Origin of the sequence: Pandoraea anhela, assembly GCF_902459655.1 — a bacterium.
Classification (GTDB): domain Bacteria; phylum Pseudomonadota; class Gammaproteobacteria; order Burkholderiales; family Burkholderiaceae; genus Pandoraea; species Pandoraea anhela.
The window spans coordinates 1-15,851 of record NZ_CABPSB010000015.1 but is presented as its reverse complement, the minus strand read 5'-3'; the positions used below and the strand labels follow the sequence as shown (position 1 = coordinate 15,851).

General features: G+C 60.0%; 14 protein-coding genes, 1 tRNA gene and 2 pseudogenes. 9 read left to right on the top strand and 8 right to left on the bottom strand.

The genetic code is table 11. The features are described from left to right. Positions 1-62 precede the first annotated feature (62 nt). The 3 genes from PAN31108_RS18565 to PAN31108_RS18555 all read left to right on the top strand — a co-directional run bounded on the left by PAN31108_RS18565 (position 63) and on the right by PAN31108_RS18555 (position 1,408). On the top strand, positions 63-674 hold the full coding sequence (locus tag PAN31108_RS18565) for a glutathione S-transferase N-terminal domain-containing protein (RefSeq protein WP_069342303.1): 612 nt from the start codon (positions 63-65) through the stop codon (positions 672-674). Between the two features lie 75 nt (positions 675-749). Beyond that, positions 750-1,208, top strand: coding sequence for a ClpXP protease specificity-enhancing factor (locus PAN31108_RS18560; protein ID WP_150670296.1), 459 nt, complete (start codon positions 750-752; stop codon positions 1,206-1,208). Between the two features lie 124 nt (positions 1,209-1,332). After that, a tRNA-Thr gene (locus tag PAN31108_RS18555) sits at positions 1,333-1,408 on the top strand. 181 nt (positions 1,409-1,589) lie between these two features. Here the strand turns inward: PAN31108_RS18555 and PAN31108_RS27035 are convergent. Both PAN31108_RS27035 and PAN31108_RS18545 read right to left on the bottom strand, forming a co-directional pair. Then, the gene (locus PAN31108_RS27035; protein WP_281350115.1) at positions 1,590-1,736 is read right to left on the bottom strand and encodes an integrase core domain-containing protein; all 147 of its coding nucleotides are present in this window, start codon (positions 1,734-1,736) and stop codon (positions 1,590-1,592) included. After that, a pseudogene (locus PAN31108_RS18545) lies at positions 1,705-2,563 on the bottom strand (integrase core domain-containing protein). The gene PAN31108_RS27035 and the pseudogene PAN31108_RS18545 overlap by 32 nt, the downstream one beginning before the upstream one ends. Positions 2,564-3,020: 457 nt before the next feature. Here PAN31108_RS18545 and glsA point away from each other — a divergent pair. The 3 genes from glsA (at position 3,021) to PAN31108_RS18530 (ending at position 7,553) form a co-directional block, all read left to right on the top strand. Next, the gene (glsA, locus tag PAN31108_RS18540) at positions 3,021-4,640 is read left to right on the top strand and encodes a glutaminase A (RefSeq protein WP_174995047.1); all 1,620 of its coding nucleotides are present in this window, start codon (positions 3,021-3,023) and stop codon (positions 4,638-4,640) included. Further along, positions 4,633-6,039 (top strand): type I glutamate--ammonia ligase, encoded by a 1,407-nt coding sequence (gene glnA, locus PAN31108_RS18535; RefSeq protein WP_370819690.1) that lies wholly within the window; start codon positions 4,633-4,635, stop codon positions 6,037-6,039. Before glsA ends, glnA begins: the two co-directional genes overlap by 8 nt. Positions 6,040-6,134: 95 nt before the next feature. Then, positions 6,135-7,553 (top strand): ammonium transporter, encoded by a 1,419-nt coding sequence (locus tag PAN31108_RS18530; RefSeq protein WP_150670293.1) that lies wholly within the window; start codon positions 6,135-6,137, stop codon positions 7,551-7,553. A 66-nt stretch (positions 7,554-7,619) separates the two neighbouring features. On the opposite strand, the gene PAN31108_RS18525 is transcribed toward PAN31108_RS18530, so the two are convergent. Both PAN31108_RS18525 and PAN31108_RS18520 read right to left on the bottom strand, forming a co-directional pair. After that, positions 7,620-9,200, bottom strand: a complete 1,581-nt coding sequence (locus PAN31108_RS18525) for a PucR family transcriptional regulator (RefSeq protein WP_246184042.1) — start codon at positions 9,198-9,200, stop codon at positions 7,620-7,622. A gap of 20 nt (positions 9,201-9,220) precedes the next feature. Continuing rightward, positions 9,221-10,105 (bottom strand): DUF1109 domain-containing protein, encoded by an 885-nt coding sequence (locus PAN31108_RS18520; RefSeq protein ID WP_246184041.1) that lies wholly within the window; start codon positions 10,103-10,105, stop codon positions 9,221-9,223. 111 nt (positions 10,106-10,216) lie between these two features. On the opposite strand from PAN31108_RS18520, the gene PAN31108_RS18515 reads away from it, so the two are divergent. After that, positions 10,217-10,762, top strand: coding sequence for a sigma-70 family RNA polymerase sigma factor (locus PAN31108_RS18515; protein WP_150670292.1), 546 nt, complete (start codon positions 10,217-10,219; stop codon positions 10,760-10,762). Between the two features lie 219 nt (positions 10,763-10,981). Here the strand turns inward: PAN31108_RS18515 and PAN31108_RS18510 are convergent, their stop codons facing one another. Genes PAN31108_RS18510 through PAN31108_RS18495 form a run of 4 tightly spaced genes read right to left on the bottom strand, consistent with a single transcriptional unit; the run spans position 10,982 to position 13,558 of the window. Beyond that, the gene (locus PAN31108_RS18510) at positions 10,982-11,488 is read right to left on the bottom strand and encodes a DoxX family protein (RefSeq protein ID WP_150670291.1); all 507 of its coding nucleotides are present in this window, start codon (positions 11,486-11,488) and stop codon (positions 10,982-10,984) included. Positions 11,489-11,492: 4 nt separating this feature from the next. Further along, on the bottom strand, positions 11,493-12,299 hold the full coding sequence (locus tag PAN31108_RS18505) for an HvfC/BufC N-terminal domain-containing protein (RefSeq protein ID WP_150670290.1): 807 nt from the start codon (positions 12,297-12,299) through the stop codon (positions 11,493-11,495). Continuing rightward, positions 12,289-13,215: an MNIO family bufferin maturase gene (bufB, locus tag PAN31108_RS18500; RefSeq protein WP_150670289.1), complete on the bottom strand. Its 927-nt coding sequence runs from the start codon at positions 13,213-13,215 to the stop codon at positions 12,289-12,291. The genes PAN31108_RS18505 and bufB overlap by 11 nt, the downstream gene beginning before the upstream one ends. Positions 13,216-13,246: 31 nt before the next feature. Then, positions 13,247-13,558: a BufA1 family periplasmic bufferin-type metallophore gene (locus tag PAN31108_RS18495; RefSeq protein ID WP_150670288.1), complete on the bottom strand. Its 312-nt coding sequence runs from the start codon at positions 13,556-13,558 to the stop codon at positions 13,247-13,249. A gap of 847 nt (positions 13,559-14,405) precedes the next feature. Between PAN31108_RS18495 and PAN31108_RS18490 the strand changes: the two genes are divergently transcribed. Both PAN31108_RS18490 and PAN31108_RS18485 read left to right on the top strand, forming a co-directional pair. Next, entirely contained in the window at positions 14,406-15,455 is a 1,050-nt protein-coding gene (locus PAN31108_RS18490; RefSeq protein ID WP_246184040.1) for a filamentous hemagglutinin N-terminal domain-containing protein, read from the top strand. 27 nt (positions 15,456-15,482) lie between these two features. Next, positions 15,483-15,851: pseudogene (locus tag PAN31108_RS18485) on the top strand (transposase); the annotation flags it as partial.

Sequence of the window (15,851 nt, the reverse complement as noted above, 5' to 3'; positions counted from 1 at the left end):
CCAGGGTTTGGGAAGCGTCGGTTTCCCGCCCCGGCCCCGTTGGTTTTTAAGGAAGACGCGCTATGATGGTTTTGTACTCGGGCACGACGTGCCCCTTCTCCCAGCGTTGCCGGCTGGTTTTGTTCGAAAAGGGCATGGATTTCGAAATCCGTGACGTCGATCTGTTCAACAAGCCGGAAGACATTGCGGTGATGAACCCGTACGGTCAGGTGCCGATCCTTGTCGAGCGCGACCTGATTCTGTACGAATCGAACATCATCAATGAGTACATTGACGAACGTTTCCCGCATCCGCAGTTGATGCCGGCCGATCCGGTACAGCGTGCGCGTGCGCGTCTGTTCCTGTTCAACTTCGAGAAAGAGCTGTTCGTGCATGTGAGCGCGCTCGAGAACGAGAAGGGCAAGGCGGCGGAGAAGAATCATGAGAAGGCACGTCAATCGATTCGCGATCGTCTGACGCAGCTGGCGCCGATTTTCGTGAAGAACAAGTACATGTTGGGCGAGGAGTTTTCGATGCTCGACGTGGCGATTGCGCCGTTGCTGTGGCGTCTCGATCACTACGGTATCGAGTTGTCGAAGAATGCTGCGCCGTTGATGAAGTATGCCGAGCGGATTTTCAGCCGTCCGGCGTACATTGAAGCACTGACGCCGTCTGAAAAGGTCATGCGTCGCTAATGCGTTGATTTGCCCGTTGGCGAGGCCTGTCTGTCGATTGGGGCGGCGGGTTTCGCGGCGGGATACGTTGGTCATATGCCTGAAACGTCTACCAAGCCTTATTTACTGCGCGCGCTGTACGAGTGGTGTACCGACAATGGTTACACGCCGTATCTGGCCGTGCATGTCGATGCCAAAACGCGGGTGCCGCGCGAGTTTGTGAAAGATGGCGAGATCGTGCTGAACATCAGCTTCGATGCCACGAGCGGCTTGCAGATGGGTAACGACTGGATCGAATTCAGCGCTCGCTTCGGCGGTATCTCACAGAAGGTGGAAGTGCAGGTGCCGAACGTGCTGGCGATTTACGCTCGTGAGAACGGCCAGGGGATGGCATTCCCGGTCGACAAGCAGGCGAGCGCGGACGAAGGTCCTGAGCTGGAAGCCGTGCCTCCGGCGCAGGAGTCGGTGGAAGACGATCCAGATCCTACGCGCCCCGGTGGCAATGGTGCTGCTGGCGGCAACGCCGGACGCGCCCACCTGAAAGTGGTGAAGTAATTCGCGATGTCGGGTTGCCGGTGTGATGCTTTTTTGGGCATTGCGTTGGCGGATACAAAAGCGAACGATTTTGCACTGACAGGTAGTCGCAGTGACCAGTGAATCGGTTACAATACACGACTTCGCCGGCTTAGCTCATCTGGTAGAGCAGTTGATTTGTAATCATCAGGTGGCGGGTTCGAGTCCTGCAGCCGGCACCATATTCAAGTTCATCGAAGTCCGATAAACTTCAAAAAACCCCGAGAAATCAACGATTTCTCGGGGTTTTTTGTTTTTTTGCGTCCGAGACCGTCCGACGACCGCTGAAAATCTTGCTGGTATTATTTGTTGGTACCAAAAACGAAGTGTTGGTATGTATCGCCCTAGCAAAACCTGCACAGGTTAAGCAGCTAAAGCGAATGCCTCGACCGGGGTTTTCATCCTCAGTGCCTGATGTGGCCGTCTGTGGTTGTAGAACTGAATCCAGTCGGCCGACGTCCCCCCGTCTTCAGTAGCACTAGGCTTTAGAGTCCGGGGGGGAGGGGTAATGCAATCGCTTTTCCGCTAGCTTCCGGGCGTAGGTCGCCGGCGTTAATCCGTCCAGTGATTTCTTCGGCCTCTCCTCGTTGCCTTCCCGTCGCCATGCCTCGATTACCACCTTCGCATGATGCAGGCTGGTGAACCAGTGCTCGTTCAGGCATTCATCACGAAAGCGCCCATTAAACGATTCAATGTAAGCGTTCTGGTTCGGCTTGCCCGGCTCGATTAGAAACAGCTCCACGCTCCGCTCGTGTGCCCAGCTCAGCATCGCACGACCGCAAAATTCCCTGCCGTTATCGGTTCGAATCGCTTGCGGAAAACCGCGATGCAACGCCACGCGATCCAGAATGCGCGTCAGCGCTAGTCCGCCAATCGCCCGCTCCGGCACGATGGCCACCGCTTCATGCGCCGCATCATCGACCACCGTCAGGTTCTTGATCACACGACCTTCCGCTGTTCGGTCGAACACGAAATCCATCAACCAAACTTGATTCGCCCTCGGCGGTCGGCTCGGCACTCGCTCAAGCCACGATGGGGCATATGGCGCATCACCTCCCGGCGTGACGGTGCGCTCACCACTTTTTTCGCATTGCCTCGCGCGTCACCTCGTTCTCCAGCAGCGATTCAGCCAGCAGCTTCTTCAGTCGAGCGTTCTCTGCCTCTAACTCCTTCAGGTGCTTCGCATCGGGCACGCTCATGCCGCCAAACTTGCTTCGCCACAGGGAGTAGCTCGCCTCGGAAAAGCCGTGCTGACGGCACAGCGCCTTGATCGCCATCCCGGCATCGGCTTCGCGCAGGAAGCCAATGATTTGTTCGTCGGTGAATCCCTTCTTCATGTCCAATCTCCTGACTACGTGATTGGACGCTAAATCGTCGCGCTACTTAAATCTGGAGAGACGTCAGGTCAGTGTCTGCCCAACGCATTCAACGGATCTTCCTGGTGGACCTCAGTGATGGCACTGTTCTCTGCCTCGCTCGCGACTAGTGAACATTTTTCACTTCCTGATTGATCCGTTGCGTCATCCCAAGTGAAGCGGGTGATGAGCAAAGCTCAATGCCTCGCTCGTCCAAGCCGATGCCCCGTCAGCCATTGCGCAAGACTCGCCGCCCGTCTGATATGTCCCGCTGGTTACAGTACGAATCCACGTGAATTCGTCCCGAGTATTTCTACGAAAGACGGGGTTCTTTTGCTATGCCGCTCAACTATTTTATGCACGAGTGACTGACCTGCCAATTCAAGTAGGTCGTCAGTGAAAGTGCGACCCACGTATGTCTGGCGAAAGGATTGGGGCAATGGTTAAGGCAGTTGGCGGGAAGGTGCGCAAGGCGGCAATCGAAGGCGATGCACTCGACGCAAGGGAACACGATTACGTTACCAAGCCAAGTGGCGCGGACGACGAGTCCATGGCGCTTTACCGTCTTTTGGTTGCACCCGGAGAGACACGTCTTACTGTGGCGCGGTTCAGGGAGCGTCTGGTCAGCGCGGGGATCCTTGAGGACGATCCCCGCGTCGGCGACATCTACGAGGCGTTCAGGAATCACGAAACCGCCGAGATGACGCCCGCAGAATTCGTGCAACTCTTTTCCCGGAATCCGCGCTTGTTCCGTCGAGTGATCGAAGACGATTTCGTGATTCCTGGATGGGATCGGTTCACGAACGATATCGGCGAAATCTTTCGGCAAGTGGCGGCGGTGTCGGGCGGACGCGTAGCCGCCTACATTCCGGAACTCGCAAGCGTGAGCGCGGACAAGTTCGGCGTGAGTTTATGCACCGTGCACGGCCAACGCGCCCGGTATGGCGACGCCAGAGAGCTCTTCAGCATCCAGTCGATCTCCAAGACGATCAGCTATTGTCTCGCGTCCGAGGATGTGGGCGTCGAACGGCTTCACAAAACCATCGGACGAGAGCCGAGCGGGCATTCGTTCAACGCGATTACGCTCGATAACCGGGGGCGGCCGCACAACCCGATGATCAACGCCGGCGCCATCGCAAGCTGCTCACTGATTCGCGACTCGGGCTCGGCGTCCGCCCGGTTCGCCTACGTCTTCGACAAGTGGCGCGATCTCAGCGCCGGTGGCTCGGTCTCCTTCAACAACACCGTGTTCTTGTCGGAGCGCGATACCGCAGACCGGAATTTCGCGCTCGCCTACTTTCTCCGGGAGAACGGGGCACTGCCGAAAGACACCGATATTCAGGCCACGCTGGACTTCTACTTCCAATGCTGCTCGGTGGAGATGACGTGCGATTCGATGGCCGTTGCGGCGGCAACGCTCGCTAACGGTGGCGTCAACCCGCTGACCGACAAACGAATCTTCTCGAGCGAGACGGTCAAGAACTGTCTTTCCCTGATGCACTCGTGCGGCATGTACGACTTCTCCGGCGAGTTTGCTTTCCTGATCGGCGTGCCGGCGAAGTCGGGCGTCGGCGGCGGAGTCATGGTGGTCATCCCGGAAGTCATGGGGCTATGCATCTGGTCTCCCCCCCTCGACGAACTGGGAAACAGCGTGCGCGGCATCGAGTTCTGCAAAAGGCTCACGTCCAGATACTCGTTCCACAACTTCGACATCGTCGGCGGGATCAACGCACAAAAGATCAATCCCACTCGCCGCAGTCGATCCGAAGCAAATGCCGCCGTCGTCAATCTCTGTTGGGCCGCGGCAGCGGGCGACTTGCGCGAAATGGAGCGATTGATCGCGTGTGGCGCCGACATCAATGCCGCAGATTACGACGGACGGACAGCGATGCATATCGCAGCCTCCGAAAACAAGGTGGCGTCCGTTCGCTATCTCATCCAGAACGGAGGGAACGCGAACGCGAAAGATCGATGGGGAAATTTGCCGCTGCAAGACGCCGAGCGCGCGAACCATCAGGAAATTGTGTCTCTACTTAAAGGTGTTGAGCAAAATGATTGAGCAAGTGATGCGTCAGATCGAAGAAGACGACGTGAAATTTATCGACTTCCGATTCACCGATACGCGCGGCAAGGAGCAGCACGTCACCGTTCCGGTATCGGCGTTCGACCGGGAAAAGTTCTCGGCAGGACACGCGTTCGACGGATCGTCGATCGCCGGATGGAAAGGCATCGAGGCGTCGGACATGCTGCTGCGCCCGGATCCGGACAGCGCATTCATCGACCCGTTCTTTCAGATGCCGACCCTCGTCATGTCTTGCGACGTGATCGAACCGTCCGACGGCAAAGGGTATGAGCGAGACCCCCGATCCATCGCCAAGCGCGCAGAAGCCTTCTTGCGCGATTCGGGGCATGGCGATTCCGCCTACTTCGGCCCGGAGCCCGAGTTCTTTGTTTTCGACGCGGTGAACTGGAGTCACGATGCATCGGGCTGCCTGCTCGACATTCACTCGGAGGAGGCGCCCTGGTCCTCCGGATTGACACTGCCCAGCGGCAATCGCGGTCATCGTCCGGGCGTGAAAGGCGGCTATTTCCCCGTGCCGCCTGTCGACACCCATCAGGACATGCGCTCGGAGATGAGTCGCACACTGGAGCGATTGGGCATTCCCGTCGAGGTCCATCACCACGAAGTCGCCGGTCAGGGACAAAACGAAATCGGCACGAAGTTCGCGACGCTGGTGCGACGCGCCGATTGGACGCAAAGACTGAAGTATGTGGTTCATAACGTCGCACATCGTTACGGCAAGACGGCGACGTTCATGCCCAAGCCCGTGGTGGGCGACAACGGCTCCGGCATGCATGTCCATCAGTCGATCTGGAAGAACGGCGTTAACCTTTTTGCGGGCAACGGCTACGCCGGGTTATCGGAATTCGCGCTGTTCTACATCGGCGGGATCATTCGTCACGCACGCGCGCTCAACGCGATTACGAACCCGTCGATCAACTCGTACAAGCGGCTCGTGCCGCACTTCGAGGCACCCGTCAAACTCGCCTATTCGGCAAAGAACCGGTCTGCCTCTATCCGCATTCCTTTCACGAGCGAGCCGAAGGCGCGTCGAATCGAGACCCGCTTCCCTGACGCGATGGCGAACCCCTATCTGTGTTTCTCTGCCTTGATGATGGCGGGCCTCGATGGGGTCGAGCAGCGTATCCACCCCGGTGAGGCGGCCGACAGAAATCTCTACGACTTGTCGCCCGACGAGGAAGCGAAAATCCCGTCGGTATGTGCGTCGCTGGACGAGGCACTCGATGCGCTCGACGCCGACAGAGCCTTCCTGACGAAAGCCGGCGTGTTCACGGACGGCATGCTCGATGCCTATATCGAGCTGAAGCGAGGCGAGATCGATCGGTATCGTCAGGCGGTTCACCCTGTCGAATTCGAGATGTACTACTCCCTTTGATCGCAAGCGGGCCGGCATCGCCAGCAGGGTGAATGCCGCGCTCGCGGCTCGCGCTTGCGTATCGATAACGTCCAAAAACTCGAAGGAATTCTCTGATGAAGAAGTGGCTGTTCTGTCTATTTGTCGGATTTTCGATGCTGACGGGGCACACGCTGGCTACCGCCCAAACCGCAGAGCAAAGTGCGGCGACGGTGCAGCCGACCGCTGTCGCGTCCGGCGCCGATGCATCGATCCCGTCGCCTGCGGCAAAGCCGGCACCGGCCGCGCCGAGTGCGCCCATGGTCGTGGCGTCGACGACGATCAACGCGGGGGACACAGCCTGGATGCTGGTGTCTACGGCACTGGTCCTGTTGATGACGATTCCCGGCCTCGCGCTCTTTTACGGCGGCATGGTGAGAAAGAAGAATGTTCTGACCATGATGATGCAGAGCTTTTCCATTTGCTGCCTGATCACGGTGTTGTGGGTCGTTGCGGGTTATTCACTGGCATTCACACCCGGGAACGGTTTCATCGGCGGGACGAGTCGTCTGTTTCTGCACGGCATGGGGTACGAGAACCATGGCGATGGCGCTCAGCTAACGGTCAGTCATCTGGCCGTCACGATTCCGGAAGCTGTCTATGTCATGTACCAGATGACGTTTGCCATCATCACGCCGGCGCTGATCACCGGCGCGTTTGCCGACCGGATGAAGTTCTCGTCCATGTTGCTCTTCTCCGGGCTCTGGTCGCTGGTGGTCTATGTGCCGATTGCACACATGGTTTGGGAGCCGACCGGGTGGTTGGCCGGCAAGGGCATTCTGGATTTTGCCGGCGGCACGGTGGTGCATATCAATGCGGGTATCGCAGGACTGGTGTGTGCCTTGGTTCTCGGAAAGCGACTCGGTTATGGCCAGGAGGATATGGCGCCGCATAACCTCGGATTCTCCATGATCGGCGCCGCGCTCCTCTGGGTCGGCTGGTTCGGGTTCAATGCCGGATCGGCGCTTGCGGCTGACGGGCGCGCCGGTTTCGCCATGCTCACCACGCAAGTGGCGGCGGCGTCAGGAGCGCTCATGTGGATGTTGGCCGAATGGCGCGTGAAGGGAAAGCCGACAGTGCTGGGATTGATCTCCGGCGCGGTTGCCGGTTTGGTGGCGATCACGCCGGCAGCAGGGTTTGTCGACGCGGTGGGCGCCATCTGGATCGGTCTGCTCAGCGGCGCGCTGTGCTACGGCTGCGTGGCCTATATGAAAGTACGCTTCGGCTACGACGACTCGCTGGACGCGTTCGGGATACACGGGGTGGGCGGCATCGTCGGTGCTTTGCTGACCGGCGTCTTCGCGAAAGCGGCCATCGGTGGAAACAGCGGCTCGCTGATCGTTCAGGCGCAGGGCGTGTTGACGACGCTCATTTTCAGCGGGGTGATGACTGGCCTGTTGCTGTGGGCGGTGGACGCCACGCTGGGATTGCGGGTGAATCCGTCGCAGGAGCATGAAGGGCTCGATCTGGCGTTGCACGGCGAACGCCTGGAATGATTCGGGCTTTTGGGCCCCCTCGGTGTGAACCGGGGGGGCTTTTTTTGCTCAGGAGATCGATGCTCGTCAGGAGTCCTCCGTCAGCCCGAGCATCGCCATGGCGACCTGCACCTCGAATCGGCTCGACTGTGTATCGAAATCGACGCCGAGCATGGCCTCGATTCGCTCGACCCGATAATGCACGGTGCTGATATGCACGTTGAGTCGTCGTGCCGTGGCGGCCCATTGAAATCCTTCCTCGCAGAGGGCGCGTAATGTCTCCAGAAGCGGCTTTTGTCGCTTGTCGGCAAGCAGGGGGCCTAACTGACTGTCGATGAACAGCGCACGTGCGTTGGCGTCGCCCAGCAAGGCGCGTGGAAACATGATTTGCTCGAAATAGTGAATTTTTCCCGGTTTTAGCGAGGGCAGAAGCGATTGCACGTCTTCGCCACCTTTCGCCATTCCGTCGATGCCCACGTGCTCCCGACTGACGGCGAGCGCACTCGTGCGATGACCTAGTTGCCGCCATAGTGACGCCGGCGCTACGCCGGGAGAGAGCAGAAACCGTATCTGATTTAGCGAGACGACGATGAGCGGTGGTTGGCCAATGTCGTCGAGATACCGTCTCAAACGTTCGACCCATTGTTCTCGCCGCGAAAAGCCCTCGCGGCTCAGGGGCAGCGGTTCGCCGAGCAGCATCAGGCAGATTCTGTAGGGCGCCTGGGCGTCCCATCCGCTCATTCGGGCACGCTCGAGTGCAGCCGGCGTCTCGACAAATTTTCCTTCCAGCAATGCGGCCACCATCGAATAGCCCAGTCGCTCCTCCTGGAGATGCAGTGCGCGAGCGTGGGACAGATGCAAGGCCCCGATGAGGCTGGCGTGCTCGATCGCGCGAATCTCCGTCGGGCCGATAGGCGTCGCATTCTCGTCGATCATCGCGAAGCCCGCGATGTCGCCGCCGATCCTCATTGCGCTGACGAGGCGTCGCGGTGCGTCGCCGGCGTCGCAGCGTTCGACGATGACGGGGGCCATCTCGGCATTCATTCGTTCGATGACCCGATGATCCTGTAGATATTGCAAATAGGCCCCTCTGTGCATTGCGGGCGCGGGGGCATAGCCCGCCGTGAGATAGGTCCCCATTGCCGTGCCGTCCGCGCTCAAGAATCGAACGGTGCGCCCGAGACAGAGGCCCAGCGCTTGCGCCAGATCGTCCAGAGAGTTTGCCGACAACGCCGTGATCGTCAGCGTTCGATTGATTTCATCGCACCGCTGCATCAAGTCGATGCGCTTGTGGACGAGATGTGCGTGGACATCATGCGCGAGACGATAGAACGCAATGTCGCCGCTAATTTCGAGCAACGGCAGGGCGCTTGCTTGAGCTTCACGGATGGACGAAGGGGGGAAGCTCGGCAGATGGGGCGTCGTGGATAACACCACGGCCGCAACGCCACTGGCCGCGAGCGCGCGAATCACCTGACGGGCGCCGGCTTCGTCGCGCGGCCAATCGCCGCCGGTTGTCAAAAGCAGCTGCGCGCACCGCTCGGGCGGCACCGGTGAAATCGATTCCGCGATGCACACGGATTGGATGTCGCAACGTTGCGCCTGATGCCCCGCAACGAGGCGGGCTTCACGCAACATCGAGCATTGGAGCAATGTTTCGAGGTTCATTCGTTCGTGTGGATCGCGCGTTACCAACGAAGCAGCCGGGGACCAATCGCGGCACCGATGCCGACCGTCGTCAGCAGGGAAATGGCGTACCAGACGCCCCAAAATGGAACGTCGAGATTCGAGCAAAAGAGGGAATACACGAGCGCGCCCTGCGCGCCGGCGAGCAATCCAGCGCTCGCGCCCGCCAACGTCAGGCGCGTAGGGGCGAGGCCCTTGATGGTGGCGATGCAGGCAATGAGTGGCGGAACCGACAGCAAGACGATGTCGAGGCTTGCGACGTGCCAACGCCTCCCAAGCACCAATTGCAGTCGATAACCCTTCGGCGCTGTGAGCAAAATGACGCATGCGGCCGCCAGCATCGTCATGATGGGCAAGGCCACGGTAAGTCCGGCGTATTTCGTCGAGGCGCCGGGGCGCGCAAGCCGCTGAGTCAACGTCATCGCCGTGATGATCGTAACGAGCGGAAATGCCAGCCTGATCCAGAACATCTTCGTCAGTATCAGATCGGGCATGTTGCTGTGAAAGTTATACAGCGCAATGAGCACCAGCGTGCTTCCCGCGAGACCCATGATCAGCGCATGGTGCATTCTCGAAGATGGCCCCTGATGCGCCATGGGCGCCGGATGTCGACACAACCGGTTGATCAGTTCACGCGTTTCCATGCGTCGTCGGCCCCGTCGCCGGATTCTTAGCAGATATCTCCTGTATTTCGACCCGAGCGTGACGGTGGTTACAGCCGAACGCGTTTGATCGATGCCGCCCCTATCTCGTGTGTAACCTGCGTCCGCCTGCCGACGAATTAGCTCAACGGGCGTGAAATAAAAGCGCTTGGAAGCTGCCGATACGGGACGGGTCGGCTCGTTGAAACGTCTCGTAACGGCAGAGGGTGTTCGCTGCGCCGACATGAGCCTATCGGGCTCACATACGGCATTGGCGTAAGTGATGTCGAGCGCTGGTGCGCAACCCGTGGTCTGGCGACAGGCGTTGCGTTACGCAGTGATTCTGGAGACAGGACCTTGTATTCCGCAGAGCCGCGTCTGAAGGCACTATTTATCAGTGGCCTGGCAGGTAATTCGGCCGACTATCGTGCATTTCTCGTAGAACTCACTCGGCACTTGCGAGGTTATCTTCGCAGGCGTATCCCCGATTTTCGTGCGGATGCGGAGGATCTCGTTCAGGAAACACTCCTGGCTGTCCACAATGCACGGCATACCTTCCGACCCGATGACCCGCTGACTGCCTGGGTGCATGCGATTGCCCGGTACAAGCTGATGGACTTTTTCCGCAATCACGCGAGACGGGCGTCGCTCAACGAACCGCTGGACGATCACGAGGACATTTTTTCCGAGGTCGACGACGTGCCTGCCGAAGCACGGCGCGATATCGGCAAGTTGCTGGATCAACTGCCCGACAAGCAACGGCTTTCCATTCTGCACGTGAAGTTGCACGGGCTGTCGGTCGCCGAGGCGGCGCGCCTGACGGGATTGACCGAATCGGCCGTGAAGGTGAGCATTCATCGCGGGTTGAAAGCACTGGCTGCACGCGTGCGGCAGGCGATATGAGCGTCGACGACCTTTTGCGTGCGGTGTCGTGTCGGCAGCGATGGCGCCATGCTGCATGACGAGGCGCCGGTTGTGTCACCCGGGGGCAGCGGCAAGAGCGCGGCTGTTGCGGAGCCAAGGCGTTCGACCTGATCTCGATGCCTCAACTCTGCTACTCCGCTACTGCGCCACTTCGCTCCTCCGCTCCCCCTCAACCGCACGCCCCCGCGCGATGGCGATTCAAGGGTGACGACTATGCCGGTCGCCAAGCAAATGGTCGATCGACAGCGGCCCTGCTCCCCAGGCGGCAACGGCGAGCGCCATCGCAGCCCACGTCAGATGCACGGGCCAGCCATCAGGGACCGTCAGTTCGATCACGGCTGTCATGGCAAGCAATCCCAGCGCCGCGAATCGGGTGCCGAGTCCCGCCACGAGCAGCACCGGGAAAATGACCTCGCCGCATGCCGAGAGGAATGCCAGGACATGGGGGGCGGGCAGTGCATACGGCCCCCCGGGCAAATGCAGCATGAACTCCTCGGAAAACAGATCGATCGCCGTGTCGCTCAGTTGAAGGAAGCCTTGCCATTTGAGGATGCCCGAGCGCCAGAACGGCACGGCGAGCGCCAGGCGCAGCGCGAGTTGAGCAAGCCACGGTTGCGCCAGCCATTGGGCGAGTGCGGTGGCGCGGCATGCCGCGCGTGCGATCAGCTTGCTGGCGGGCGCGCGAATGACGGGGGTGTCTGACATGACGTTAGTCTCGTGAGTCCAGTGAATTGCGTGAGTGAATGGCGCAGAACACCCCCGCCGACATCATGCCGTCGATGTTGGCGGTGACGTCGAAAGACGCGCAGGCGTTCATGGCCGTGTCCACGGCGTCGCTCAATGTCGCGCCGCCGATGAGGGCCGTCAGAAATTCCGCTCCTCCTGCGGGAAGATGCGACACGATGACGTCGTGATCCGGACGAGTGATGAGCGCGTCTTGCGCGTCGTCGCCCACCGATGAAATGGCACTTTGCGCTTCGCGGTGCATCGCGAACAGCGTGACCGCCGGATAGGAGGAGCGGATCACCTGTGCGGCGGGATGCGCAATGAAGCGCACTGACGTGAGTCTGTCGGCGTCCAGCGCCGCGAGGGACTCGATGGACAGCGTGGGGGCGTCCGCCGCGTGGTAAGCGTCGAGCCATGCGCGCTCGATGCGGGCAACGTCTGCCAGCCATGGGAGTTCCCGGGCGTACTCGTACGACGCGATAAACGCGGGGAAGTCGCGCCCGTACGCGAAGAGCAACGGCGAGACCGGTGGCGTGGCACGAATGTGAAAGCGCGCCATGGCACGGAAGAAGTCGGTCCCCGTGATGCGCAGGACTGCGGGGTAAATCGATGCCAGAGCGTCGATCAGACTGACCGTGACATTGTTGCGATACACCGCATAGCGCTTGTTGACTGCCGAATCCTCCGTACCTGCGAGATCGTCGGGCGGCGGATGCGCCGGGTTAAGCAACCCTGATGCGAACCGGCGCGTGGCTTCGGCTTGCGTAGGTGGCAGCGACTTAACCGACATGTCTGCCGATCTCCGGTTGTGTTTGCGACAGCGTCTCGATGATATGGCGAGCGGTGAGCGCCTGCGCTCGCAATGTCGGCCAGTCCGGCAAATCGCTGTCCCACTCGATCAGCGTGGGGATGACGCCGGCCCTTGCGATCACACGGTGAAACAGTGTCCACACGTCGGGAGAGACCGCCCGGTCGTGACTATCGATGAGCAACGGTCTGTGTGAATCGTCGGTCTGTACATTGTGTCCTGCGAGATGGATTTCGCAGACGTGTTCCACGGGAAACGCGTCGAGATACTGGATCGCCGAAGCGCCGTGATTCGTCGTGGACACCATGACGTTGTTGACGTCGAGCAACAAGCCGCACCCGGTGCGCTTCACTATCTCGCGAATGAACTCCAGCTCGGTCATCGTGGATGTCGTGAATGCGACGTATGTCGCCGGATTTTCCAGCAGCAGCGGCCGCCTGATCGCTTCCTGCACCTGATCGATATGGGCGCAAACGTGCGCCAGCGTGGCGGCCGTATAAGGCAGGGGGAGTAGGTCGTTATAGAACGTGCCGGCATGCGACGACCATGCCAGATGTTCCGAGACCAGTTCCGGCTCGTAGCGCGCCACCAGTTCCCGAAAACGCGTCAGATGCCCGTTATCGAGCGCGTCGGGGCCACCGATGGACATGCCGACGCCGTGGATCGACAGCGGGTACTCCTGCCGAATCGCGGCCAGCGCTCTGTGTGGCGGACCGCCGTCGCCCATGTAGTTTTCGGCATGAACTTCAAAGAAGCCGTCGCGCAGCCCGTCGGCAAGAATAGCCTGAAGGTGTTCGTGCTTGAAGCTCGTTCCTACCGGTCTGCGGGCATGGGTGATGCCCGACGCGAAGGCGGGGACACAAGCGTCGGCCTCCGTGCTGCTGATGAGGTCAGTCATCTTCGCCCCCGTTTCCAACACGAACTGCGGTTTAGGACTTGATCGGCGTAAGCGAGCCGTGTCCGCCGCCCGGCACCTGAATGTTGGTGCACGTGCCGCCCTGAACGAACTTCCATGCGTTGCCCTGGTAGTCGGCGGTCGACGTTCCCTGACAGGTGGTCCCCGGGCCGGCGGCGCAGTCGTTCTGGCCCTTGAGGGCGACGCCGTAGCACTTCTCCTTATGGGCCGAGACGGCGGCATTCACTTCGGCTTGGGTGAGCGGGCCGGCGTGCGCTGCGGTGGCGAGAAGACCAGCGACGGCGCTGGCGATCAATGCGGAAGTCGTCGCAATTTTTGTCGACATGAAAGTTCTCCGATGCAAATTAAGCAAGACGTATCCCCTGTGGATACGTCTGCTAATTCGCCGGAGACTGCCTGCTGGTTACACCGCCATCCGGAATTCTTGAGGGTCAGGGGCATACCGGACACCCCATCACGCGTTTCGATAGGCCGCGGGGCGTAGTCCCATCGACCGCAGCGATGCAGGGCTTTTCTCTTTACGGGGGGGCGCCGTCGATCGAAAGCCGGTCAGCGTGAAAAATGGAGAAGCTGCCGTGCTCCTAAGCATCTAAATCCAAAGCGTTTAATCGATGGGATCAATCGATGAGATCAATCGATGGAGTAAAGCGACGTGACGTGGGATCGCCAATGTCGCGAAAATTATATGGATGCCTGATATTTCGTTGGTGGCGCATGAAAACATCAAAAAATCAATGGTCTACGTAATCATGCGTAGTATTGATATTTCGATAATCGAAGTCATCTGCGCTATCGATGTCCGAAAACGATTAAAAACAACGGAGCGCGAGTAAATCTCAAAAAAATCACGTCGGGACCCTAAAGAACTGTGATTTCGTTTCCGTAATGCTTTGTCTGGGCTGGTTCTCATCAGCTAGGAATCCGAGGGGCGCGGCACCTTGCGCAAAGCTGGCACGACACGATGGCCGGCGCGCGATGTGCCGTTCGGGGAACGTTGACGGGGTGGCGAGAAGTCGCCATTCGTGACGACCTTCGGATGTTGCGAGCGGTAAAACAACTAAAAGACGAAAGATCAGATGCCTTGGCAATCGACGCGCGAAGTCTCGCCGTTGGCCGGCGGGATTGGCGGGCACACCAAATGCAGTTCGGGGATTCGGCGGTTTCAGACGTGTTTGAGCGTATCCATGCTCGGCCTGGCGGCATGGCTCGCCGTGGCCGCGCAATGTCACGCCGCCGGCATTGTGCCGGACGGCGGCACAGCCACCTCCGTCACGGTCGGTCCCGATGGACGCCAGAACGTCGCCATCGCGCCTCCGGTCTACGGCGTTTCGCACAATACCTATACGAGCTTCAACGTCGATCGGGCCGGCGCCACGCTGGGCAACACGGGCGTCAACGCCCGGACCATCGTCAACGAAGTGACGGGCACGTCGCCGAGCCTGATCCAGGGGCAGATCGCTGTGGCCGGCCCGCGTGCGAACGTCGTCCTCGCGAACCCTAACGGCATTACCGTCAACGGCGGGTCGTTCGTCAACACGGGACACGTCGCGCTGAGCACCGGGCAGGTGTCGTTCAGCGACGTGCTCGTCGCCCCGGGCCTCTACCAACGCAATGTCGTGCTCAACACCGGGCAAGGCACCATCGAAGTCACGGGCGGCGGCCTTGCCGGCACGCTCATCGGACTGGAACTCATCGCCAAGACCGTCAAAGTCAGTGCGCCCATCGGCAATGACTTCTCGTCCCCCACGGCTTACGTGCGCGTGATCGCCGGTAGCAGCAAGGCCTCGCTCAACACGAGCTTCTCGCCCGACGACAACAATAACGATTGGGTCACGCTTGCCAACACCCAGCAAGCGAATCCCAACGCCATTGCGCTCGACGTGGAACCGACCGGCAGCATTACGTCGGGCCGTATCCAGCTTCTGACGACCGACCTCGGGGCGGGCGTACGCCATGCCGGCGCCATGATGGCGAATGCCGGCGATTTCTCGCTGACGTCTGCAGGCGACGTGACGCTCGCGCCCGCGAGCAAGATCAACGTCGCGAACAATCTGTCGTGGCGGTCGACAGGACAAACCACGCTGAGCGGTGCGTCGATACTCGCGGGCGGTTCGATCAATCTGTCCGGTCACGGCGTGCTGATCGCGAATGCCGGCGCGACGCAATCGGCACTCGTGTCCTCGCGTGACCTGCTCCCCCTGAATAGTCCGCAGACGGTGTAGAGTCCGTTCCAACGAAGGGGAACGGAAGTGAAGAAGCGATTCAGTGAAGAGCAAATCATTGGCGTGTTGAAGGAAGGCGAGGCAGGTCTCAAGCCGGCCGAGTTGTGCCGTAAGTACGGAATCTCGGAAGCGACCTACTACAACTGGAAAGCCAAATTCGGCGGGATGACCGTGTCGGATGCGCAGCGTCTTAAGGAGCTTGAGCAGGAGAATGGCCGGCTGAAGCGATTGCTGGCCGATTCGATGCTGGACAACGCAGCGCTGAAGGACCTGCTTGCCCGAAAGTAGCAAGCCCGCAAGCCAAACGCGAAGCGGTCCAAACGTTGATGACCGAGCGCGCGATGGGTGTCACCCGGGCTTGCGGGCTGGTGGGAATTTCGCGGTCGTTGTTCCGTT